Origin of the sequence: Xanthomonas sp. (assembly GCF_017163755.1) — a bacterium.
Classification (GTDB): domain Bacteria; phylum Pseudomonadota; class Gammaproteobacteria; order Xanthomonadales; family Xanthomonadaceae; genus Xanthomonas_A.
The window spans coordinates 18116-41312 of the sequence record NZ_JAFIWC010000006.1 but is presented as its reverse complement, the minus strand read 5'-3'; the positions used below and the strand labels follow the sequence as shown (position 1 = coordinate 41312).

The window sequence follows — 23197 nt, the reverse complement described above, 5'->3', positions numbered from 1 at the left end:
CGCCCCGACTGCGCTGCGCACCGCAGTCGGGGACTTCGCCGGTACCGGCACCGCTAGCCCCTCTCCCACCGGGAGAGGGGTTGGGGTGAGGGTCGGGCGCGTAGCGCGCGCAGTCGTTGCACGGGTGGCCCGTACCCTCATCCGCCTCTGCGGGGCACCTTCTCCCGAGGGGAGAAGGAAGCCGCTAGCCCCTCTCCCACCGGGAGAGGGGTCGGGGTGAGGGTCGGCGCGCAGCGCGCGCAATCGTTGCACTGGCTGCCCTTACCCTCATCCGCCCCTGTGGGGCACCTTCTCCCGAGGGGAGAAGGAAGCGCTGCTGGCCCCTCTCCTCCCGGGAGAGGGGTCGGGGTGAGGGTCGGGCGCGCAGCGCGCGCAGTCGTTGCACGGGTGGCCCTTACCCTCATCCGCCCCTGCGGGGCACCTTCTCCCGAGGGGAGAAGGAAGCCGCTAGCCCCTCTCCCACCGGGAGAGGGGTTGGGGTGAGGGTCGGGCGCGCAGCGCACGTAATCGCTGCACCGGTGGCCCGTACCCTCATCCGCCCCTGCGGGGCACCTTCTCCCGAGGGGAGAAGGAAGCCGCTAGCCCCTCTCCCACCGGGAGAGGGGTTGGGGTGAGGGTCGGGCGCGCAGCGCACGTAATCGCTGCACGGGTGGCCCGTACTCTCATCCGCCCCTGCGGGGCACCTTCTCCCGAGGGGAGAAGGAAGCCGCTAGCCCCTCTCCCACCGGGAGAGGGGTCGGGGTGAGGGTCGGGCGCGCAGCGCACGTAATCGCTGCACGGGTGGCCCGTACTCTCATCCGCCTCTGCGGGGCACCTTCTCCCGAGGGGAGAAGGAAGCGCTGCTAGTCCGGACGGATGGCCCGGACCAGGGCCAGCGCATCCACCGCAGCAAACGTCGCACCACCGCATCGCATGCCGAAGTGCGGCTGCCGCCACGGCGGCGCGCCACCCGCCCACCCGCTATGGCACGTGGCGGCGACGCTCAATCGTCAGCCGCAGGCGCCTCCACCTTTCGCACCAGCGTATGCCGGGGCTTGAGCACGCGGCCGGCGCTGTCGCGCGGCGCCATCGCCGGCACCGGCTTGCCGCTGCGGCGATCGAGCAGGCGCGAATGCGCTTCGCCCGGTGCGAACAGGTGGCGCTCGCCCCACTGCCGCAGCGCGACGACCAGCGGGAACAGCTGTTCGCCCTTGTCGGTCAGCGCATACTCCTGGTAGGCGCTGCCGTCCGCGGCCGGCTGCAGTTCCAGGATCTGCGCCTCCAGCAGGCGCCGCAGGCGGTCAGAGAGGATGTTGCGCGCCACGCCAAGGCTGCGCTGGAAGTCGCCGAACCGGCGCACGCCATCGAAGGCGTCGCGCACGATCAACAGCGCCCAGCGCTCGCCGATCATTTCGACCGACCGCGCCACCGGACAGGGCTGCGCCGTCTCGCCGCGAGCTGTGGCCATTCTTGCATCTCCGGATCACGAACCGGTTGCATTTTAAAACCAACTTGCCCAACCTGCATCTGGTTTCGAATCGCAACTGGATCGCAATGAACAGCAACAGCATGGCGAGCGCCTCGCCGAACCTGACCCGCGCCCAGGTCGCGCTGTTCGCCTGCGCCAGCGGCACCAGCGTGGCCAACGTGTATTTCGCGCAACCGCTGCTCGATGCGCTGGCGGCCGAGTTCGGCATCGGCCAGGCGCTCGCCGGCGGGGTGATCGCCGCGACACAGGCCGGCTGCGCGCTGGCGTTGCTGCTGCTGGTGCCGCTGGGCGACCGTTACGCGCGGCGTCCGCTGATGCTGTGGCAGGCCGTCGCGCTGGTGGCCGCGTTGCTGGCGGTGGCCATGGCGCCGTCGATCGTGCCGCTGCTGGCCGGCATGCTGGCGGTCGGCCTGCTCGGCACGGCCATGACCCAAGGCCTGATCGCCTATGCCGCATCCAGCGCGGCGCCGGCCGAGCGCGGCCGTGTGGTCGGCGCTGCGCAGGGCGGCGTGGTGATCGGCCTGCTGCTGGCACGGGTGCTGGCCGGCGCCATCGCCGACGTCGGCGGCTGGCGCGGGGTCTACGTGGTGTCGGCGCTGGCGATGCTCGCGCTGCTGTTGTGGCTGCGCCGGGCCTTACCGCCGCTGCCGGCCCCGCACCGGCCGCCCAGCTATCTGGCCCTGCTCGGCTCGATGGCGACGCTGCTGGCGCGCGAACGCGTGCTGCAGATCCGCGGCATCATCGCGCTGCTGATGTTCGCCAGCTTCTCGATCTTCTGGACGGCGCTGGTGCTGCCGCTGAGCGCCCCACCCTATCGGTACTCGCACACCGCGATCGGCGCATTCGGCCTGGTGGGCGTGATCGGCGCGCTGGCCGCCGCACGCGCCGGGCACTGGGCCGACCGTGGCTGGGCGCAGCGCAGCAGCGCGATCATGCTGGTCCTGCTGCTGACCGCGTGGCTGCCGCTGGCGCTCGGCATGCGCTCGCTGGCCGCATTGGTGATCGGCATCATTGTGCTGGACATGGCCGGCCAGGCCATCCACGTCGCCAACCAGAGCCTGATCTTCCGCGCCGACGCGCAGGCGCACAGCCGCCGCGTGGCCGGCTACATGCTGTTCTACGCCGTGGGCAGCGGCCTTGGCGCGCTCGCATCCACCACCGTCTATGCGCACGCTGGTTGGAGCGGCGTGTGCGCGCTGGGCGCCGCGGTGAGCGCCGCGGCGCTCGCGTTCTGGGCGGCGACGCTGCGCTGGATGCCGGCGGACGCCGCGAGGTAACGGCATGCGGCGCAGCGAACTGCGCCTTGCCATGTGCTGGCCGGTGCGCAGACGTCGTCGCGTAGAGCGCAGCCGAGGCGATACGACGAGAGGTTGTCGCGTCTTCGGCGGCGTGCGTCCTGCCGCCTCGCGGGGCGACATCGGCCGGACGCTCGATCGCTCAAGTATCGCGACGGCCCGTCGCTACCGACGCCACCCAACAAGGAAGGCCGCCACGGCCAGCGTCGCCGCCGCCTCCACGCTCAACGTGTACGCCGCGCTGAAGTCCGCCGGCACCGCGCGGCCGGCACCGCGAAGAACGGCGCGCGGCGAGCAGCGGGAACAACGACCCGCCGGCGCCCCGCCAGCTGAAGCAAACCATCGAGCGGCTCAAGGAACAGATCGCACGGAAGTCGCAGGAGCTGCAGAAGACCATGGCCGACGCTGCACTCAGCACCGGGCAGAAGCAGGAGCGCGCCAGGGCCATCCGCCAGGAGATGGCCATGCTCCGGGACAGCATGCAGACCGCCTACCCGTCGCTGGCCAAGGCGCTGGAAGAACATCGCATGGGCGGAACCGGCCAGACCTTCAGCGCGGCCGGTTGAGCCGCATGCGCGACGGCGCGGCGTCGCCTACCCGATCACCCGCTTGAACGGCGGCAGCGCGTCGATGATGCGCTTGCCGTAGCGCTTGGTGAGCAGGCGCGAGTCGAGGATGATCACGCGGCCGTGGTCGCTGGAGGTGCGGATCAGGCGGCCGGCGAACTGGGTCAGCGTGCGCAGCGCGTGCGGCACGGCGATCAGGTTGAACGCGTTGAGGCCGCGGCTTTCGAACCATTCGCTCAGGGTGGAGGTCTGCGGGTCGGTCGGCACCGCGAACGGCACCTGGGTGATGACCACCGTGGTGCAGGCTTCGCCGGGCAGGTCCAGGCCTTCGCCGAACGAGTTCAGGCCGAACAGCACCGAGCCTTCGCCGGCGCCGATGCGGCGCATGTGCTCGCCGATCATCTGCGACTTGGAGCCTTCGCCCTGCACCAGCACGCGGTTGCGTTGCGCGATCGGCAGCAGGTCGGCCACCTTGAGCATCTTCCAGCGCGAAGTGAACAGCACGATCGAGCCCTTGCCCCAGTCCAGTTCCCTGACCAGGTAGCGCGCCACTTCGCGCGGATGGCCTTCGCGGTCGTCCGGCGCCACCGGGAACTTCGGCACGATCAGCTCGGCCTGGTTGGGCAGGTCGAACGGCGAGGACAGCGACACCATCTCGGCGTGTTCGGGCAGGCCGCTGTCGATCGCCAGCGACTGGAAATCGCCGCCGCCGGTGAGCGTGGCCGAGGTCAGCACCGCCGAGTCCACTTCGTTCCACAGCAGCGAACGCAGCACCTGCGCAGCGGAGATCGGCGAGCAATGGCAGACCAGGTCGGCATCGCGCAACAGGGTGATCCAGCGCGCCATCGGCGGCTGCCCGTCCTTGTCCTCGCGGCGCCAGCCCGACCACAGCGCGTACTGCTGCTCCACCATCTCCAGCGCCACGCCCAGGTTGCGCTGCAGGCGCTCCTTCGCCGCATCCTCCTGCTTGGACTTGGCCACCAGCTGGTGCGCGGCCTGCACCCAGTTGAGCAGCGCGGCGGTGTCCTGCGCCTGCGCTTCGACCATCGGCATCCAATCCTCGGGCAGGCGGCCGTTGGGCGCGCGCCACAGCGGTTCTTCCTGCGCCGGATCCGGCGTCCACGCGCGCTCGATCGCGGCGCGGAACGCCTTCAGCCCCTTGCTCACCTGCACCGCCAGCTCGATGGCCTCGTTCGGCAGCTGGTTGCCGATCGTCTCCTTGTCCACCAGCCGGTACGCGGCGGCGATCAGGGTCTGCATGCGGCCGCTGCGCCGCGCCATCTCGTCCAGCGCCAGGCTGGCCGCACCCTGGTCGATGGCCACGCCGGCAATGTGGTGGCCCTCGTCGAGGACCAGCAGCATGTCCGAGGGCGGTGCGATCAGCGGCTGGCCGTTGTCGCTGTCGCCCAACGACAGCGACGACAGCAGCAGCGCGTGGTTGGTGACCACGATCTGCGCTTCGCGCACGTCGGTGCGCGCCTTCAGCACCGGGCACTGCACCGCGAACGAGCAGCGGCGGCCGGCGCAGCCGGCGGCGTTGGTGGTGATGCGCGTGCGCAGCGCTGCGGGGATCGGCTCCGGCGCGGTGTCCAGGTCGCCGTTCCAGGTCTTGTCGGCGTAGGCCTTGGCCAGGCTGCGCGCCTGCTCGGCCTCGGCCGGGCTCAGCGGGCGGTCGTACAGCGGCGCCTCGTCCTCGAACATGCTGTCCTGCGCCGCTTCGCCGTGCAGCTCGGCGACGTTGCGCACGCACAGGTAGCGGGTGCGGCCCTTGGCCAGCGCCACCGTCGCCTCGATGCCGGTGGCCTTGAGGAAGGCCGGGATGTCGCGCTCCACCAGCTGCGACTGCAGCGCCACGGTGCCGGTGCTGATCACCAGCTTCTTCTTGCTCGCCAGCGCGATCGGCACGCCGGCGGTGAGATAGCCCAGGCTCTTGCCCACGCCGGTGGGCGCCTCGGCCACGCCGATGCCGCCGGAGGTGCCCAGCGCGCGCGACACCACGCCGATCATCTGGCTCTGCGCGCGGCGCACCAGGAAGCCGGGCGTGTTGGCCTGCAGCTTGGTGTAGGCGTCGCGGATGCCGGCCTTCAGCTCGTCCGTCAATATCCGCGTGGGTGCTGCCTTCTCCATGCCGCCTGTCTGCTCGTGCCGGTGTTCGGCCGGCTATTTTCCCAGGTCTGGCGCGCGCGTGCTGCGGGAAGGTGAACGCCCGGGGCGCAAAGGAGCGACCGCGCGCCCAGCGCGCTAGCGTCGCGGCGGCGCCGGCGGCGCCGGCGGCCTGGCGGCGCGCGAGGCCTGCAGCGCCTGGCGCAGTGCGACCAGCACCAGCAGCAGGCCCACCGCGCTGCTCACCGTGAGCAGGCCGTTGAGGATGGACAGCACCGAGCCGATGGTGGTCCATGCCCCCGCCATCTGCATGAACACCACCAGTGCGGCAACCAGCTCGCTGACCAGCATCGCGGCCAGGCCGGCCAGACCGAGCGGCTTGCCCGGACCGCGCGCGGCGCCGAGCAGCAGCACCAACCCGACCACCACCGCGGCCAGCATCGGGGCGCGATAGGCGAAGGCCATCAGCTGGAAGGAGATCTCATCGGACATGGCGGTACTCCTGGGAACAGGCGCGCGGCAACCGAGCGCGGCAGCGGCGTTGCGTCACGGTGCCGGCCGGCGCACGGCCGCAGGCGCCGCCGCCGCGTGCCCAGGCAGCGCCAGGCGCAAGGCCAGCACCACCAGCAGCATCGCCACCGCGTGCAGCAGGGTGAAAACCGCCTGCAGGATGCCGAACCAGGCCGCGTAGCTGGAGAAGGTCCCGCCCTGCGACAGGATCCACATCGGCAGCAACGAAGTGACCGTGCCGCACAGCCCACCGAGCAGCAGCAGGCTCAAGCCCCACAGCCCGAGCGTGCGTGCGCGGCCGGGGCGACGCGTGGCCAGCAGCACCAGGCCGGTGCCGAGCACGATCAGGATCGGCAGCTGGAAGCCCACCGTGGTCAACAGCTGCAGCACGAATCCATTGTCCAAGGGAATCTCCGTCTAGCCATGGAAGGAAGCAGAAGGCGCAGGATCAGTCGGCGCTGACCAGCACCGCGTCGCGCTCGCGCAGCGAGGCGTAGACCGGGTCGGTGTCCGGGCGCACGCCATGCCACAGTTCGAAGCTCTCGGCCGCCTGTTCCACCAGCATGCCCAGCCCGTCCACCGTGTCGCGGCACTGCGCCGCGCGCGCCCAGGCCAGGAATGGGATCGCCACCTCGCCGTAGTTCAGGTCCACCGCCAGGGTCAGGCTGTTGACCAGCGACAGCGGCAGCGCGAAGCCGGCGTTCGGATCGCGGCCGGCCGCCGTGGCGTTGATGATCAGTTCGAAGTCGCCCTGCTCGCGCAGGTCGTCCCAGTAGCGCGACCAGGCGCGGCCGGGTTCGCCCAGCACGTCGACCAGCGCATCGGCGCGTTCGGGCGAGCGGTTGACGATCACCAGTTCGCGGATGCCGGCATCGAGCAGCGCGGCGGCCACGCCGCGCGCGGCACCGCCGGCGCCGAGCAGCAGCGCGCGGCGGCCGCGCAGGTCCAGGCTGCGGCGCCCGGTGAGGTCGCGCACCAGGCCGGTGCCGTCGGTGTTGTCGCCATGCCAGTGGCCGTCGCGGTAGCTGAGCGTGTTGACCGCACCGGCGCGCTGCGCGCGTTCGCTGGTATGCGCGCTGAGCGCGAACGCCGCTTCCTTCAGCGGCAAGGTGACGTTGGCGCCGACGCCGCCCTGCGCGGCGAACCCGGCCAGGGCCGCGGCGAACCCGTCGCGCGTGGCGTCTAGCGCGTCGTACTGCAGCGCGATGCCGCGCTGCGCGGCGAACGCGGCGTGGATGCGCGGCGACAGCGAATGGGCGACGGGATGGCCGAACACGGCATAACGGGATGTGGGCATGGAACGCTCTTTAGGTTGTTCTAGACTGGTCGCGACACCCCAGGACTCCGACATGCGGACCCAACCCCTGCTGCTCGCGATGTGCGCGAGTTTACTCTGCGCGCCGCCGGCGTTCGCGCTTTCCGAATTCGGCATCGAGGGCATGGGCGTGGTGTCCACCCCGGGCGACGAAGCCCGCGCCAGCGTGGCTCCGGACGGGCAGCGCATCGTCTGGGGCAGCGCCGAACGCGCCGGCGGGCCCGGCGGCGGCGACCTGTGGCAGGCCACGCTGCGCGGCGGGCGCTGGTCCGATCCGCAGCCACTGCCGGCGCCGGCGAACTCGCCGGGCAAGGACTTCGACCCGTTCTTCAGCGCCGACGGGCGCTGGCTGTACTTCGCCTCCGACCGCGCCGGCGGCCACGGCGGCGCCGACCTGTACCGCGTGGCGGTGCAGGCCGACGGCGGCTACGGGGCGCCGCAGAACCTGGGCGCGGCGGTGAACACGCGTGGCGACGAGCGCGCGCCGACGCTGTCGCTGGACAGCACCCGGCTGCTGTTCGCCAGCGATGGCCACGGCGGCGCCGGCGGCCACGACCTGTGGCTGGCGCGCTGGAACGGCCAGGCCTTCGCCGGTCCCGCGCCGCTGCCCGGCATCGACGGCAGCGGCGACGAAGTGGATGCGGCGTGGCTGGGCGATGGCCGCGCGCTGGTGTTCGCGCGCGCGGCGGACGCGGGCGGCGGGCCGGTGCGGCTGTTCCTCGCGCAATGCGCAGCTGGCCGCTATGCACAGGCGCAGCCGCTGCCGCTGTCGTTCAACGGCGCCGACGGCGTCACCCGCGGCCCGGTGCTGGACGCGTCCAAGCCGGGCGAACTGCTGGTCAGCGGCAGCGCACGCGCACCCAAGGCCGGGAAGCTGGATGTGTACCGGATGCGCGCGCCGGCGGCGACGGGCAGCGCCGATTGCCAGTAGCCGAACGCGGCCTTGGGTCGTCTCGCCGATGCATGCCGCGAGACGTCGGCAGGCAGGTAGCATTTCTGAGTCCCGTGGCGACCTCGATACGCGAGTCAACACCAACAACATCATCAACACGATCCTGCCGCTCGACACAAGAACGCGGTGAAGTGGCACGCGTCGCGCGGCGCGGCGCCAGGGCAACACCATCCAAGAGCAGGGCAGCGGCAACGGCGCCAACGCGAGTTCGCATCGCCCGGCCTGGTGCGCCAGCGCAGTTCGATTCAGCCGTCACCGTCGGCGAAGTCCTGCGGGAGGCGCTCCGGGCGGCTCCGGCCATCGATCGCGACGGCCATACCGGCACAATCTGTCGCGGCGGGTAGCCCAAGGCCACGCGAGCCGCTCCTGCACAGATCGCGACACCTGCGAACAGACCAGAAAAGCACGCTGGCAACCCCACATCGCCGCACCACGCGCTGCGGAGGCCCGCTCCCGTCAGCGCACGCGACCGTCCGCCAATCCCGAATCCCCAATCCCCACCTCAATAGACATCGCGCCGATAACGCCCCGCAGCGATCAACCCATCGAGCTCGGCTTCGCCAAGCATCTCGCGCATCGCCGCGTCGACCTCCTGGCCCATGCCCTCGAGACTGCCGCAGACGTAGAGCGTGGCGCCGTCGCGCAGCCATTGGCGCACCTCGTCGGCGCATTCGCGCAGGCGGTGCTGCACGTAGCGCCGCTGCGGCTGGTCGCGCGAATACAGCCGCTCCAGCCGGCGCAGGTGGCCGTCGGCCTGCCAGGCGCGCAGTTCGGCGTCGAACAGCGCGTCGTGCGCGGCGTTGCGCTCGCCGAACAGCAGCCAATGGCCGCCCTGCCCGTCGCGCGCCGCTTCGCGCAGCAGGCTGCGCAGGCCGGCGATGCCGGTGCCGTTGCCGATCAGCAGCATCGGTGCGGCCGTGGCGTGGCGATGGAAGCCGGGGTTGCGCCGCACGCGCGCGGCAATGCCGGCATGCAGCGGCGCGTGCTCGCCCAGCCAGCCCGAACCGATCCCGCTGCGTCCGTCGTGGCGCCGGACCTGGCGCACCACCAACTGCGCCACCGCATCGCGCGGCAGCGACGCCAGCGAGTATTCGCGATGCTTCAGCGGCGCCAGCGTTTCCAGCCACGCCTGCGCGGTGGGCGCGGGCGCGGAGCGGTCGCGCGGCGGCGCCGGCAGTTCGCGCACGGCGACGGCCGCGGCCAGCGACACTTCGGCGCCGTCCAGCCATACCGGCGCCGCCGGATCCAGCCGCCACTGCGCCAGCGCCGCGCGCACATCGGCGTCGGCATTGCGCGGCTGGATCTCGAGGATGTCGCCGGCCTGCCAGTGCGCCCGCGCCGGCGGCACCAGGTCGATTCGCCACACCGGCGCGCCCTGGCTGCCGGGATTGAGCAGCGCGCGCCCGCACAGCGTCCACGCCTGCATCGGCAACGCGCGCCAGGCCGGGCCGGCGTCGTGGCCGGTCAGCGTCGCCAGACGCTGCTGCCAGTCGTCCAGCGCGCGCGCATCGGCGTTGTCCACCTCCACCGTGCCCAGCAGCGCCTGCGCGCCCTGCTGCTGCAGCCAGCGCTCCAGGCGCCGCGAGAAACCGCAGTACTGCGCGTACTGGCGGTCGCCCAGCGCCAGCATCGCGTAGCGCAGCCGCGGCAGCGGCAACGCCCTGGCCAGCTGCTTCCTGTCGAAGGCATGCGCGCTGTCGGGCGCCTCGCCGTCGCCGAAGGTGCTGACCACGAACAATGCGCGCGCGGCCTGCGCCAGCGTGGCGGGGTCCAGCTGCGCCAGTGGCCGCACCTGCACCGCGTGCCCGGCCGCCTGCAGCTGCGCGGCGCTGTGCCAGGCCAGTTGCTCGGCGAAACCGCTCTGGCTGGCGAAACCGACCAGCCACGGCTCGCCGCCGGCCGCCGCGCCGGCCAGGCTGCCGCGCGTGGCCTGCACCTGGCGTTGCTTGCGGCGCCGGTCCAGGTACAGCAGCCAGCCGCTGACGAAGAACAGCGGCATGCACAGGCTGGCCAGCATCACCGCCACGCGCCCCGGCAGGCCGAAATAGCTGCCGCTGTGCAACGCGAACACGCTGGCCAGCCACTGCCGGCCGGTGGGCTGCGCGGCATAGCGCTGCTGCTTGAGCACGCGGCCGCTGCCCGGGTCCAGGGCCAGCAGGTCGTAGGCGCGGCTGTGCCGCGGACGCGGCGGCAGGTAGCGCACGCTCAGCGGCTTGCCGGCGGCGACCGGCAGGCGCAGGTCGAGCCAGGTGCCGTGCGTGTCCGGCAGCGCCGCCAGGGCGCGATCGATGCGCGCCAGGTCGGCCGCGGACATCGCCGCGCCGCGCCCGCCGCGACCGATGCCGTCGCCCTGTGCCGAGCCGCCGAGCAAGGCGGTCACGCCGTGCTTGTACCAGTCGTAGGACCAGTACAGGCCGGTCAGCGCGATCAGCAGATACACCGCCATGCACCAGGTGCCGACCACCGAATGCAGGCTCCACAGGAAGCTGCGCCCGCTTCGCCGCCACTCCACCGCCAGCCACGGCCGCCAGCGCCACCACTGCCGCGGCCAGCGCAGGTACAGGCCGGACACGCAGAAGAACAGCAGGATCAGCACGCAGGCGCCGGTGACCGCCTCGCCGCGCTTGCCGGCCACCAGGCGCCGGTGCAGGTCCTCGACCACGTCGAAGAAGCCCACCAGCCGCGGCTGCGCGATCGTGGCGCCGGTGTAGGGATCGAAATGGACCACGCCGCCAGCGCCGGGAAAGCGCGCGCTGGACAGGCGCTGCCCGGTCGGATCGATGCGCACGCGGTCCGGCGCGGTGGGCCGGCCGGCCTGCAGCTTCGGCAGCAGCTGCGCCAACGGCAGCGTGGTCGCACCGGCGCTGTGCTGCGCGGCCACCGCCGCCAGCGACGGGTTCGCCAGGCGCTCGATCTCGTCCTGGAACGCCAGCGTCGCCCCGCTCAGGCCCATGACCGCCAGCACCAGGCCGGCGCTGATGCCGAACAGCCAGTGCAGCTGGAACAGAATTTTCTTGAACATCGGCCGCGGGACTCGCCGGTGGGGTGGCGAACGACCGTCGATTGTAGATGAGAATCGTTATCGGGTCAGAGGCCACGACAGGCTCGCGCGCTGGTCGGCGGCGACGTCCCGAGGGTGGGGTCGGCGGCTGGGCGCGGCCGGCTTGCGAGTGGCCCAAGCCGCGACGGCGAGGACTTGCCGCCGCTGTCGGGCTGAAGCCCCTCCTACAAGGTGCCGCTTGCCGTCGGCCCTGAGCCGGACCTGGGGAAAGCCGCTCTGTTCTCGGGAAGCGAATCCTCGCCGCCCGCGGCAAGGTCGCTGGCCTGGCGCATCGGCGCCGGGCGAGCGGCGGGCCTGCCGTGCCGGGCACCGCCGGGGCTGAAACCCGCGCGAGGCGTACCGGCGCCGGATAGCGCCATGACCGAAGCGTCCCTGATGCCGTGGACCGGACGCCAAGCGGCGGCGGCCTTCAGCCCTCGCGCAGCCAGCGCGCCGCGTCCAGCGCGAAGTAGGTCAGCACGCCGTCGGCGCCGGCGCGCTTGAACGCCAGCAGCGCCTCCAGCGCGCAGGCGCGTTCGTCCAGCCAGCCGTTGGCGGCCGCGGCCTTGAGCATCGCGTACTCGCCGCTGACCTGGTAGGCGAAGGTGGGCACGCGGAATTCGTCCTTGACCCGCCGCACCACGTCCAGGTACGGCATGCCCGGCTTGACCATCACCATGTCCGCGCCCTCCTCCAGGTCCAGCGCGATCTCGCGCAGCGCCTCGTCGCCGTTGGCCGGGTCCATCTGGTAGGTCTTCTTGTCGGCCTTGCCGAGCGCGCCGGCGCTGCCCACCGCGTCGCGGAACGGCCCGTAGAACGCCGAGGCGTACTTGGCCGAATACGCCATGATGCGCACGTCCAGGTGCTGCTGCGCGTCCAGCCCCTGGCGGATCGCGCCGATGCGCCCGTCCATCATGTCCGACGGCGAGACGATGTCCACGCCGGCCTGCGCGTGCGACAGCGACTGCTTGACCAGCGCCTCGACGGTGATGTCGTTGAGCACGTAGCCGCGGTCGTCGATGATCCCGTCCTGGCCATGGGTGGTGAACGGGTCCAGCGCCACGTCGGTCATCACCCCCAGTTCGGGGAAGCGCTGCTTCAGCGCGCGGATCGCGCGCTGCGCCAGGCCGTCGGGATTCCACGCCTCGGCCGCGTCCAGGCTCTTGCCGGCCGGGTCGATCACCGGGAACAGGTCCAGCACCGGGATGCCCAGTTCCAGCGCCTGTTCGGCGACCTTCAGCAGCTCGTCGATCGACAGCCGCTCCACGCCCGGCATCGACGCGATCGGTGAGCGCCCGGGCAGTTCGTGCACGAACACCGGGTAGATCAGGTCGTTGGCGGTCAGCGTGTGCTCGCGCATCAGCCGGCGCGAGAAATCGTCGCGGCGCATGCGGCGCGGGCGGTAGTGGGGATGGGCCATGCGGGGCTCCTGTGGGGACGGTACAGGGCGCCGCCATGACGGCAGGGCGCCGCCGGCAAGGCGGACGCGGTACCGCGCGCCGGCGCCGGCGTGAGCGAGACGGCGCCGCGCGCGATGAATGCGCGGCGTTTCGCCAGGGCGCGATTTTACTCCCGCTGCGCGTGCGCCGGCGGCCGGCGCCTGCAACACAGCGTCGTGCCGCGGCGCCGCAGGCTCAGAACACGCCGCCGCCCAGGCTGAGCCGGATCACGCCGACGACGATGACCAGGCCGTTGAGGATCAACCCGGTCTTGGCGCGGCCGCGGTTCGGCGCGCTGGTGAACAGCAGGCCGATCGCGGCGATCAGCGCGCCGACCGCGGCGAACGGGATCACGAACCAGTTGCCCCAGCCGAGCAGCGGGATGAACGCCACGATCATCCACAGCAATGCCACGATGCCCCACAGCAGGCTGATCAGGCCCATGATGTTCCCCTTCGAATGGACGTTGCACGCACCATAGCGCGCGCTGGCGGCGGCGCAAGCCAACTCTTGGCATGGGCCTAACACCGGCCGTGCCACGGTGGCGCCGCGAGCATGGGTTCGTCCCGATTCACCGGCCTGGCCTATCATCGCGATCGTGATCCACGACCCAGGGGTGAATGCCATGACGTTCCGTCCACTGCTGCCGCTGGCGCTGCTGTTCGCGCTGGGTGGCTGCGCCAGCTCCTCGAAGGTGATGCTCAGTGCGCCGCGGCCGCCGATCGATCCGGCGCTGGTGCAGGTCTACTCCACCCCGCCGGCCGGTGCGGAGGATATCGCCCAGCTGGAGTCCTCCAGCGCGGTCGGCTTCGGCACCCAGGGCCAGACCGACGCCGCGGTGGCGCGGCTCAAGCGCGAGGCGGCCAAGCTCGGCGCCAACGGCGTGGTGCTGATGGGGGTGGGAACCAACGGCTCGCCGGTGGGCATGTCGGTGGGCGCGGGCAGCTACGGCGGCCACGTCGGCGGCGGCCTGGGCATCGGCATCCCGACCACGCAGAAACGCGCCGCCGGCATGGCGATCTGGGTGCCGCCGGGCGCGGACCGCGGCACTGCGCCGCCGCGTCCGCAGCCGCCGGTGCAATAAGCCCGGCGCTCCCGACGCCCGGGCCACCGGGCGCCGGACCCGGGGTGAAGCGCGGGCGGTGCGATCGCGCCGCCCGCGCTGCGGTCACTTGCGCTGCGACGGGATGAACACTTCGTCCACCGCCTTGGCCAGCTGGCTCGGCGGCAGCAGGCCCTGGTCGAGCAGGAAGTTGTTGAACGCCAGGCGGTCGAAGCGCTTGCCGAGCGCCAGCTCGGTGCGCATGCGCAGCTCCAGGATGCGGGTGTAGCCGTAGAAGTAGCTGCCGGCCTGGCCGGGCGCGCGCACCATGTAGCGGTCCAGCTCCTGCCGCGCCATCGCCGGCGACAGCATCACCTCCTCCTCCAGCACCACGCGCGCGCGTTCGCGGTCGATCAGGCCCAGGTTGAGCATTGGATCGAGCATCGCCCGCGCCGCGCGCAGCAGGCGGAACTGCAGCGCGATCAGCTGCCCGTCCAGCGGCTCGTACGGCACCATCTCGGCCTCGGCGTACAGCGCCCAGCCTTCGACGTTGACCGAGTTGAACGCGAACATGCTGCGCGCCAGCGACACGCCGCGCTCCACCATCGCGGTGAACTGCAGTTCGTGGCCGGGCCGGCCTTCGTGCGCGCTCAGCGTCCACGCCGCCGAGCCGTAGTTGAAGTCGTCGTAGTGCTCGCCCTTGCCGGCCGTGTCCGGATTGCCCAGCGGCAGCACGAACGTGCCCTGCTCGCCGGTGTTGCCGACCAGCGGCGCCGGGCGGAAATGCGGCGCCGGCTGCGCCGCGCTCTCGGCGGCCGAGCCCAGCCGCATCTGCATCGGCCGCTGCGGCACGTCGACGATGCGCTGCTGGCGGATGATCGGGTCGATGCGGTCGATCACGCCGCGGTAGTGCGCCTCGAGCGCGTCGTTGGCGATGGTGTCGCGCTTGAGCCCGCGGATCACCGCGCGGTAGTCGCTGGCGTCGATGCCCTTGGCCTTGGCCACCAGCGGCGCCAGCTGCTGCATCGCGGCGCGGGTTTCCATGAACTCCAGCTGCGCGCGCTGCATCAGCACCGCAGGATCGATGTCGATGCCGAACTGCTTGAGCTGGAACGCGTACAGCTCCGGCGGCAGCCGCGCGTCCTCGCGCGCCTTGGGCAGCACGCGGCTGCGGGTCCAGGCGGCGTAGTCCTTGAACTGCTGGTCCATCGCCGCCAGCGCCGCATCGGCGCCGTCGATCTTGTATTCGGCGAACAGCTCGCGCACGCCCTTGGCGTAGGTATCGACGTTGCTCAGCGCCTGCTCGACCTCGCGCTTGGTCGGCTGCAGCAGCTTGCCGTCGGCCAGTTTTTCCTCGTAGCGCTGGCGCGCCAGCAGCAGCGACGAGGTGCTGCCCGGCGCCAGCCCGACGTAGCGCTTGAGCCGGTCCAGCGCCTTGCCGCGGCGCTCCGGCGCCACCTGCGCCGACAACAGGTTGTTGAGGCCGCCGAACACCATCTGCGGCGCGTCGACCCACGGCAGCATCAGGCGCTCGTTCAACGCGCTGCCTTCGATGCTCTCGTCGGCGGCGGCGATCATGATCGCCAGGTCCTGGCGTACGTCGGCGTCGCGCTCGACCGCGAGCTTGGCCTGCAGTTCGCGCTTGGCCGCGGCCACCGCGTCGCGGTAGCGGCGCTCGCGGTCCGGTCCCAGGTCGGCGACCTTGTCGTCGAACCCGGGCACGCCGAAGAAGCTGACCTGTTCGGGCTGGAACGGCGCCTGCGCCTGCAGCAGGATCTGCGCGTATTCGTTGCTGCGCTTTACCCACGCCGGGCTGCTTGCGGCCTTGGCCGGCTTGGCCGCCGGTGCGGGTGCGGCCTGCGCGAACGAGGGCAATGGCGCGGCCAGGGCCAGCGCGACGGCGAGGACAAGTGGCTTCATCGGGATGGATCCGGTTTGGGTAGTGGGGCGACCCTAGCGCGTCGCGGCGGAGGCCGGCAATGCGCCGTAGGTCATGGCCGGCGCAACGGGGGCGCCGGCTTGCGCGCTTCCGGCGCCTGGCTCGGGGCAGCGCGACAGAATCGTCGACATGCCAAGACCAACTCGGATCGAGCACCCGGCATCGACCGCCTCGATCGCGCAGGGCAACATGCGGCCAGCCAGCAGGAGCCGGCGCTGCGCGTGCGCGAGGGGGCGCCAGCACCGCTGTGCAGCGCGCTTGCCACCGCGGATGCGAAGAACGGGCTCCCCAGGTTTCCGACAACGGGATGCGCGCGCTTTGGACAGCGGACGCATGCGGCGCCGAGCCTGCTTTCTCGCACACCCAGCCGGCGAGGCCGGCAAACGAATACCCCCCGCGATGCCGCACCACGCGCTCGCGCCGCCGGGTGCCGACCGGGACAGCGAGCGGCTCACCGCTCCATCCGGCGGCCGCCCGAGCGGGCGCCGCGCGGCGGCATCGCGTGGCCGGCTACTGCGCCGGCGCTTCCTGCGCGGCCTGCACGTCCGCGTCCGCCGCCGCGTCCTGCGGCTCGGCGTCCACGTCCAGGTCGGACTCGGCGTCGGTTTCCCATTCGCCGTCCGCATCGGCTTCCTCTTCGAGCAGCACGATCGCCTCGCTGCCGTCGTCCGGCGCCACCTGCAAGGTGCTGTAGTGCCACTGGCCGGCGTGGCGCTCGGCCTCGATGTACAAGGTGCCGGTGCCGCGCGGGCCGCTCAGCGACACGCTGAACTCCGCCTGGCCGCTACCGTTGGTGGTGTTGATGCTGCCCGAGGGCATGAAGCCGTCCTTGACCGGGTCGCCGAGCGCGGCCTGCACCCGCGCATCGTGCTGCGCCGTGGCCACGCCGTGCCGGTACGGCTCGGAGGACTTGGTCATGCTGGCGATGCCGAAAAAGAACACCGCGATCGACGCGAGCAGCAGCAGTCCCAGCAGCAGCGCGATCAACGGCGCCGCCCATTTCCAGTGGCGGCTCCACCAGCCGCGCGCGACGGGTGCCGGCGCGGGCGGCGCGGCGGGCGGCAACGGATCCAGCGGCGGCGGCACGGACATGCGAATTCCTTTTCGTGGGAGGAGCGCGAGGGTATCAGGGCTTCAGGCAGCGGGCCAGGAACGCCTCGGTGGTGCGGTAGCGGTGCAGGGCGTTGGCGCCGGACAGGCCGTGCTTGGCGCCGGGATAGGTCATCAGCTCGAACGGCTTGCCGCGCTTCTGCAGCTCGCTCATCAGCGCAGTCGAGTTGCTGAACAGCACGTTGTCGTCGGCCATGCCGTGGATCAGCAGCAGCGGGGATGCCAGTCCGTCCAGGTGCTCGACCACGCGCCCCTGGCGATAGCCCTCGGCATTGGCGTCGGGCAGGTTCATGTAGCGCTCGGTGTAGTGGGTGTCGTACAGCGCCCAGTCGGTCACCGGCGCGCCGGCCACGCCGCAGGCGTAGGCCTGGCTGTGCTTGGCCAGCAGCATCAGCGTCATGTAGCCGCCGTTGGACCAGCCGTACACGCCGATGCGCGCCGGGTCCACCCACGGCTGCGCCTTCAGCCAGTCCACGCCGCGCAGCTGGTCGGCCACTTCCACCGTGCCCTGCTTGCCATACAGCGCGCCGCCGAACTCGCGCCCGCGGTGCGGGGTGCCGCGGTTGTCCACCGAGAACACCAGGTAGCCGTGCTGCGCCAGGTACTGGTTGAACAGCGCATCGCCGCGCTCGGGCCAGCCGTTGCTCACCGTCTGCGCGGCCGGGCCGCCGTAGACGAACACCACCACCGGATAACGCTTGGCCGGATCGAAGCCGTCCGGCTTGATCAGGCTGTACTGCAGCGCGGTCTTGCCGTCGGCGGCGGTCAGCGTGCCGAACTCCACCGGGCGCTGCGCATCGCGGTAGCGGGCGTAGGGATGCTGCGGATCGGCCAGGTCGTTGGCCAGCAGCGTGGCGATCTTTTCGCCGCTGCCGCGGAACAGCTCGATCTGCGGCGGCGTGGCGGTATTGCTCCACTGCTCGACGTAGACGCTGCCGTTCTTGGCGAAGCTGGCCGAATGCATGCCCGGATGCTTCGACAGGGTCTGGATCCGGCCGCCGCGCAGCGGCACCGCGTAGATCGCCATCTCGCGCGGCGAATCCTTGTTGGCCTTGAAATAGACGCGCCCGGCCGCCTCGTCCACCGCCAGCAGCGTATCGACGACCCATTCGCCCTGGGTCAGCGCGGTCAGCGTGCGGCCGTCTTCCGAGGCCAGGTACAGGTGCTCGTAGCCGCTGCGCTCGGAGCCCCAGACGAAGCGCCCGTCCTGGAGGAAATGCAGGTTGTTGTGCAGCGGCACCCAGGTCTTGCTGGTCTCGGTGACCAGCGTGCGCTGCCTGCCGCCGGCGAGCGTGGCTTCGATCAGCTCGAGCTTCTTCTGGTCGCGCGACTGGCGCTGGAAGGTCAGCCGCTGCGGGTCGCGCCAGTCCACCCGCGCCAGGTAGATGTCCGCCTCCTTGCCCAGGTCGACCCACTGCGGCGTCGCCCCGGCGTGCGGCGCGATCACCCCCAGCTGCACGCGCACGTTCGGCTGCCCGGCCTGCGGATAGCGCTGTTCGACCACCTCAGTGTGGTCGGCGTACACCTCGTAGCGTTTCTGCACCGGCACCTGCGCCTCGTCGATGCGCGCGAAGGCGATCGCCGAATCGTCCGGCGCCCACCAGTAGCCGGTATGGCGGTCCATCTCCTCGTCGGCGACGAATTCGGCCACACCGTTGCCGATCGTCTCGCTGCCGTCGCGGGTCAGCTGCAACTGCCGGCCGCTGGCTAGGTCGATCACCCACAGGTTGCGCTCGCGCACGAAGCTGACGTAGCCGCCCTTCGGCGACAGCTTCGGATCGGTGGCGAAGCCCTCGCCGTGGGTCAGCTGCCGCACCGCGGCGCTGCCGGACTTGGCCAGGTCGTACAGGTACAGTTCGCCGCCGAGCGGGAACAGCAGCGCGCGCGCGTCGGGCGCCCACTGGTAGTCGACGATGCCCGAATAGGCGGCGATGCGCTGCCGCTCGCGGCGCGCCTTCTCCTCGTCGCTCAGCGTCTCGGTGCCGGGCAGGACCACCTTGGAATCGACCAGCAGCCGGGTCTGGCCGCTGGCAATGTCGTATTCCCACAGGTCCAGCTGGTTGCGGTCGCGGTCCTTGCCGCGCAGGAAGGTGACCCGCGAGCCGTCCGGCGCCACCTGCGGCTTCATCAGCGTCGGGCCGGCCAGCGGCTTGCTGCCGGTGATCGCTTCCAGGGTCAGTTTTTCGGCGTGTACGGCGGGGGTGGTGGCGAGCATGAGGGCGACAGCGGCAAACAGGGAACGCATGGAATGTCCTGGCGGGGCACCGGCCGCACAGGATGCGCGTCCGGCCCGGTTTTGAGAAGCCGACCGCCCCCGCGCGCCGCTACGGCCGGGCACCGGCGGCCAGCGCCGGCGCCGGCGCCGCCGCGACGCGCCCGGCCACGCGCCGCTCAGCGCTTGCCGAACAGGTGCTTGCGCTCTTCGTCGCTGAGCGGCTTGCCGGCGTTGGGATTGACCTGTTCCTTCAGCGCGTAGGCGCGCTGCGTGGCCGGGCGCGCGGCGATCGCCTCGTGCCAGCGCTTGAGGTGCGGGAACGCGGCATAGTCCGGCTTCAGGCCGTTGTAGACCTCGATCCACGGGAAGCTGGCCATGTCGGCGATGCCGTACTCGTCGCCGGCCAGGTAGGCGCTTTGCGCCAGGCGCCTGTCGATCACCCCGTGCAGGCGCCGCACCTCGTTGTCGTAGCGGTCGATCGCATAGGCGATCTTCTCCGGCGCGTAGACGTTGAAATGCCCCATCTGCCCGCTCATCGGCCCCAACCCGCCCATCTGCCAGAACAGCCATTCCAGCGCCGCGTTGCGCCCGCGCAGGTCGGTGGGCAGGAAGCGCCCGGTCTTCTCGGCCAGGTACAGCAGGATCGCGCCGGACTCGAACACGCTCAGCGGCGCGCCGCCGTCGGCCGGCGCATGGTCGATGATCGCCGGCATCTTGTTGTTCGGCGAGATCGCCAGGAAGTCGGGCTGGAACTGCGCGCCGGCGCCGATGTCCACCGGCTTGATCGCGTAGTCCAGTCCGGCCTCCTCCAGGAACAGGGTGATCTTGTGGCCGTTCGGGGTGGGCCAGTAGTACAGATCGATCATGGCGGGGGTCCGGCAGGAGGAGGGACACCAGTCTAGCGGCGCGCCCGCGGTTGGCAGTGCCGGCGGCGCCGGTTACCCTGCGCGATTCCTGCAACGCAGCATCCCGAATCCCATGACCCCACCCGTGCGCCGCCTGAGTCCGCTGTCCACCCTGATCTTCGCCTCGCGCTGGCTGCAGCTGCCGCTGTACCTGGGCCTGATCGTGGCCCAGGGCGTGTACGTGTTCCTGTTCGGCAAGGAGCTGTGGCACCTGATCCACGAAGCCCCGACCCTGGGCGAGCAGCAGATCATGCTGATCGTGCTCGGCCTGATCGACGTGGTGATGATCTCCAACCTGCTGGTGATGGTGATCGTCGGCGGCTACGAGACCTTCGTGTCGCGGCTGGGCCTGGAAGGCCACCCCGACCAGCCGGAGTGGCTGAGCCACGTCAACGCCAGCGTGCTGAAGGTGAAGCTGGCGCTGTCGATCATCGGCATCTCCTCGATCCACCTGCTCAAGACCTTCATCGCGGTGGGCGCGCTGGGCGGCATGCCGATGTGCTCGCCGGACCAACTGGCCAGCGCCGCCACCGCCACCGTCGGGCTGAGGAACTGCGCCACGCTGACCGAGGCCGGGGTGCTGTGGCAGACCATCATCCATGCCATCTTCATCCTGTCGGCGATCGGCATCGCCTGGACTGACCGGCTGATGGCCGCGCCGGCGAAGAGCGACCACTGAGGCCGTCCCGCACGCCATGCCGGCGCTCTGTGCGGTGACGCACGTTTTTTCCGGCCAGGCGTCACTTCCCGCCACCCGGCGCGCGGGGGCGGATGCTAGATTGTCCGGTGGGACGCGCAGGGCGGAACCGTGGGAGACGGTGCCGCCCGGGCCGAGAGGTTCATCGCCGCGTATTTCGCCATCATCACCGGGGTTCTCTAGGGGGAACGCATGCTGCACGTGACTACATTCGGAAAGGCGCGCCATCTGGCGCCGTTGCTGTTGCTCGCCGCGCTGGCGGGCTGCTCCAAGCAGGAAGAGGCCAAGCCCGCGGCCTCGGCCACGCCCGCCGCCCCTGCCGCCGCACCGGCGCCGCCGGCGGTGTCGGCCAAGGTGCAGTCGATGGGCACCGACCAGCTGCACGAATCGGCCAGCCAGGCGCTGCGCGAGAACCGCATGTACGCGCCGGCCGGCAACAACGCCGTGGAGTACTACCTGGCGCTGCGCGACAAGCAGCCCGACGACGCCGGGGTGAAGAGCGCGCTGACCGACCTGATGCCGTACACGCTGATCGCCGCCGAGCAGAGCATCAACCGCGAGGACTTCGCCGAAGCCCAGCGCCTGGTCGCGCTGATCGAGAAGATGGACGACAAGGCGCCGGCGCTGCCGCGGCTGAAGCTGGGCGTCAGCAACGGCATGCAGGCGGCGGTGCAGCGCACCGCCGAGGAGACCGACAAGGTCAAGAAGGAGGCCGAGCAGAAGGCCAAGCAGCTGGCCGAACAGCAGAAGCAGGCGCAGCAGCAGGCGACCGAGGCGCAGGCCGCGCAGCAGATCGCCGCGCAGCAGGAAGCGGCACGGCGCGAGGCCGCCGCGCGCGAGGAGTCCGAGCGCCAGGCGGCCGCGGCGCGTACGCCGCAAGCCGCCGCACCGGCCGCGACGACCCCGGCGCCTGCCGCACCGGCACCGGCCGCCGCCAGTGCGCAAACGCTGCGCCCGATCAGCACCCCGGCGCCGCGCTATCCGCCCGAGGCCTTGCGTTCGGGCACCGCCGGCGAAGTGCTGGTGGAGATCACCGTCGGCACCGACGGCTCGGTGACCAACGCGCGCGTGCTGCGCGCCAGCCCGGCGCGCATCTTCGACCGCGAGGCGCTCAACGCCACCAAGCGCTGGCGCTTCGAGCCGGTCAGCGCGCCGGTGACCACGCGGCGCACGCTGGCGTTCAATCCGGGCGGCTGACGGCCCGCGAGCGGCAAGCGAACGAGCCCGGCGCAAGCCGGGCTTTTTGGTGGGCGCGCCTTGGCTTGCGCCATGGGCGGCGGGGCCTGCCGGCGGCAGCGCGATGGCCCCCCTGCCGACCGGCCTATGACAGGCCCGCGGCCGCCTTCTACGATCGCTCCATCCTTTGCCACCGGAGACATCCATGCGCCTGCGCGTCCTGCTATCGCTGTGCCTGCTCGGAGTCGCCGCCGCCGCGCAGGCCGGCACGCCGCCGCCGGAGGACCGCTACGCGCCGGCGCGGGAGATCGTGGCCGACATCGGCCGGATCGTCACGCCCAGCGGCGTGCAGGAGACCTTCGAGGTCGAGCTCGGCGGCACCCGCCAGGTGGTCAACGTGCGCGGCGCCGATCGCGCCAACCCGTTGCTGGTGTTCGTCCACGGCGGCCCGGGCGCGGTGGAGATGCCGGTGGCGTGGTCGTTCCAGCGCCCGTGGGAGGATTTCTTCACCGTCGTGCAGTGGGACCAGCGCGGCGCCGGGCGTTCGTTCCCGCTCAACGACCCCAAGACGCTGGCGCCGACGCTGACCCCGGCGCGCTACCGCGACGATGCGATCGAACTGATCGAGCAGCTGCGCAAGCGCTACGGCAAGCCGAAGGTGTTCGTGCTCGGGCACAGCTGGGGTTCGATCGTCGGGCTGGACGTGGCCGCGCAGCGCCCGGACCTGCTGTACGCCTACATCGGCATGGGCCAGGTGATCGATTTCCGCGCCAACGAACGCGCCGGCTACGACTGGGTGCTGGAGCAGGCCCGCCGCGACGGCAACGCCGCCGCGGTGGCCGAGCTCGAAGCGCTGCATCCGTATCCGGGCGACGGCGCGTTCGACATCGGCAAGATGAGCACGCAACGCAAGTGGTCGATCCACTACGGCGGCCTGGCCGCGGGGCGCCAGGACGCGAACTTCTACTTCCGCGCGCCGCGGCTGTCGCCCGAGTACACGCCGGCCGACATCCAGGCGTGGGACCAGGGCAGCGCGTTCACCATCGCCACGATGTTCCCGCAGCTGTCGGAGGTCAGCTTCGCCTCGCTGCGCACGCTGCAGGTGCCGGTGATCATGCTGCTCGGCCGGCAGGACTACACCACCCCGTCGGCGCTGACCGCCGCCTGGCTCGAGCGGTTGCAGGCGCCGCGCAAGCGCGCGGTGTGGCTCGAGCACTCGGCGCATCTGCCGATGGTGGAGGAGCCCGGCCGCGTGCTGCAGGCGCTGCTCGCCGAGGCGTTGCCGCTGGCGCAGCCGGCGCCCTAGCCGCCGCGCGCCGCCGCCGGACGATGGCGCGTGCGGCCCCCGCGGGAGCGACTGCTGCGGCCTCCCGCGGGAGCGACTTCAGTCGCGACGGCACGGCCGATATAGCGCCAGCGGCCATG

Annotated in this window: 19 protein-coding genes; 7 read left to right on the top strand and 12 right to left on the bottom strand. The window is 71.6% G+C overall.

Annotated features, from left to right (window positions below; genetic code table 11):
* Positions 1–982 precede the first annotated feature (982 nt).
* Positions 983–1447 (bottom strand): winged helix-turn-helix transcriptional regulator, encoded by a 465-nt coding sequence (locus JR065_RS05535; RefSeq protein ID WP_206232867.1) that lies wholly within the window; start codon positions 1445–1447, stop codon positions 983–985.
* 86 nt (positions 1448–1533) lie between these two features.
* Between JR065_RS05535 and JR065_RS05530 the strand changes: the two genes are divergently transcribed.
* The gene (locus JR065_RS05530; RefSeq protein ID WP_241093408.1) at positions 1534–2745 is read left to right on the top strand and encodes an MFS transporter; all 1212 of its coding nucleotides are present in this window, start codon (positions 1534–1536) and stop codon (positions 2743–2745) included.
* A 413-nt stretch (positions 2746–3158) separates the two neighbouring features.
* Complete coding sequence (locus JR065_RS05525) at positions 3159–3329, top strand: hypothetical protein (protein ID WP_206232866.1); 171 nt, start codon at positions 3159–3161, stop codon at positions 3327–3329.
* A gap of 27 nt (positions 3330–3356) precedes the next feature.
* Here JR065_RS05525 and dinG read toward each other — a convergent pair whose 3' ends face one another.
* The 4 genes from dinG to aroE all read right to left on the bottom strand — a co-directional run bounded on the left by dinG (position 3357) and on the right by aroE (position 7239).
* Positions 3357–5456: an ATP-dependent DNA helicase DinG gene (gene dinG / locus JR065_RS05520; protein WP_206232864.1), complete on the bottom strand. Its 2100-nt coding sequence runs from the start codon at positions 5454–5456 to the stop codon at positions 3357–3359.
* A 114-nt stretch (positions 5457–5570) separates the two neighbouring features.
* The gene (locus JR065_RS05515) at positions 5571–5924 is read right to left on the bottom strand and encodes a hypothetical protein (protein WP_206232862.1); all 354 of its coding nucleotides are present in this window, start codon (positions 5922–5924) and stop codon (positions 5571–5573) included.
* Between the two features lie 54 nt (positions 5925–5978).
* On the bottom strand, positions 5979–6347 hold the full coding sequence (locus JR065_RS05510; protein ID WP_206232860.1) for a hypothetical protein: 369 nt from the start codon (positions 6345–6347) through the stop codon (positions 5979–5981).
* A 43-nt stretch (positions 6348–6390) separates the two neighbouring features.
* Positions 6391–7239 carry a shikimate dehydrogenase gene (gene aroE / locus JR065_RS05505; protein WP_206232858.1) on the bottom strand — a complete coding sequence of 283 codons (849 nt, stop codon included), beginning with the start codon at positions 7237–7239 and terminating at the stop codon, positions 6391–6393.
* Between the two features lie 52 nt (positions 7240–7291).
* On the opposite strand from aroE, the gene JR065_RS05500 reads away from it, so the two are divergent.
* Positions 7292–8188 (top strand): TolB family protein, encoded by an 897-nt coding sequence (locus JR065_RS05500; protein ID WP_206232856.1) that lies wholly within the window; start codon positions 7292–7294, stop codon positions 8186–8188.
* A 523-nt stretch (positions 8189–8711) separates the two neighbouring features.
* Here JR065_RS05500 and JR065_RS05495 read toward each other — a convergent pair.
* The 3 genes from JR065_RS05495 to JR065_RS05485 all read right to left on the bottom strand — a co-directional run bounded on the left by JR065_RS05495 (position 8712) and on the right by JR065_RS05485 (position 13132).
* Entirely contained in the window at positions 8712–11231 is a 2520-nt protein-coding gene (locus JR065_RS05495) for a sulfite reductase flavoprotein subunit alpha (RefSeq protein ID WP_206232854.1), read from the bottom strand.
* A 448-nt stretch (positions 11232–11679) separates the two neighbouring features.
* A complete protein-coding gene (gene hemB, locus JR065_RS05490) occupies positions 11680–12669 on the bottom strand; it encodes a porphobilinogen synthase (RefSeq protein ID WP_206232853.1) in 990 nt (329 codons plus the stop codon).
* Positions 12670–12883: 214 nt separating this feature from the next.
* Complete coding sequence (locus JR065_RS05485; protein ID WP_206232851.1) at positions 12884–13132, bottom strand: hypothetical protein; 249 nt, start codon at positions 13130–13132, stop codon at positions 12884–12886.
* Positions 13133–13313: 181 nt separating this feature from the next.
* Between JR065_RS05485 and JR065_RS05480 the strand changes: the two genes are divergently transcribed.
* Positions 13314–13772, top strand: coding sequence for a hypothetical protein (locus tag JR065_RS05480; protein WP_206232849.1), 459 nt, complete (start codon positions 13314–13316; stop codon positions 13770–13772).
* Between the two features lie 84 nt (positions 13773–13856).
* On the opposite strand, the gene JR065_RS05475 is transcribed toward JR065_RS05480, so the two are convergent.
* The 4 genes from JR065_RS05475 to JR065_RS05460 form a co-directional block, all read right to left on the bottom strand.
* Positions 13857–15650: a DUF885 domain-containing protein gene (locus tag JR065_RS05475; protein WP_206232847.1), complete on the bottom strand. Its 1794-nt coding sequence runs from the start codon at positions 15648–15650 to the stop codon at positions 13857–13859.
* Between the two features lie 529 nt (positions 15651–16179).
* Positions 16180–16761: a cytochrome c oxidase assembly factor Coa1 family protein gene (locus JR065_RS05470; RefSeq protein WP_206232845.1), complete on the bottom strand. Its 582-nt coding sequence runs from the start codon at positions 16759–16761 to the stop codon at positions 16180–16182.
* A gap of 34 nt (positions 16762–16795) precedes the next feature.
* Positions 16796–19024, bottom strand: coding sequence for a S9 family peptidase (locus JR065_RS05465; RefSeq protein ID WP_206232843.1), 2229 nt, complete (start codon positions 19022–19024; stop codon positions 16796–16798).
* A 146-nt stretch (positions 19025–19170) separates the two neighbouring features.
* Positions 19171–19860, bottom strand: coding sequence for a glutathione binding-like protein (locus tag JR065_RS05460; protein ID WP_206232842.1), 690 nt, complete (start codon positions 19858–19860; stop codon positions 19171–19173).
* A 112-nt stretch (positions 19861–19972) separates the two neighbouring features.
* On the opposite strand from JR065_RS05460, the gene JR065_RS05455 reads away from it, so the two are divergent.
* The 3 genes from JR065_RS05455 to JR065_RS05445 all read left to right on the top strand — a co-directional run bounded on the left by JR065_RS05455 (position 19973) and on the right by JR065_RS05445 (position 23078).
* A complete protein-coding gene (locus tag JR065_RS05455) occupies positions 19973–20578 on the top strand; it encodes a TIGR00645 family protein (RefSeq protein WP_206232840.1) in 606 nt (201 codons plus the stop codon).
* A 210-nt stretch (positions 20579–20788) separates the two neighbouring features.
* Positions 20789–21793, top strand: a complete 1005-nt coding sequence (locus tag JR065_RS05450) for an energy transducer TonB (protein WP_206232838.1) — start codon at positions 20789–20791, stop codon at positions 21791–21793.
* A 184-nt stretch (positions 21794–21977) separates the two neighbouring features.
* Positions 21978–23078, top strand: coding sequence for an alpha/beta fold hydrolase (locus JR065_RS05445; protein WP_206232836.1), 1101 nt, complete (start codon positions 21978–21980; stop codon positions 23076–23078).
* Positions 23079–23197: the final 119 nt, after the last annotated feature.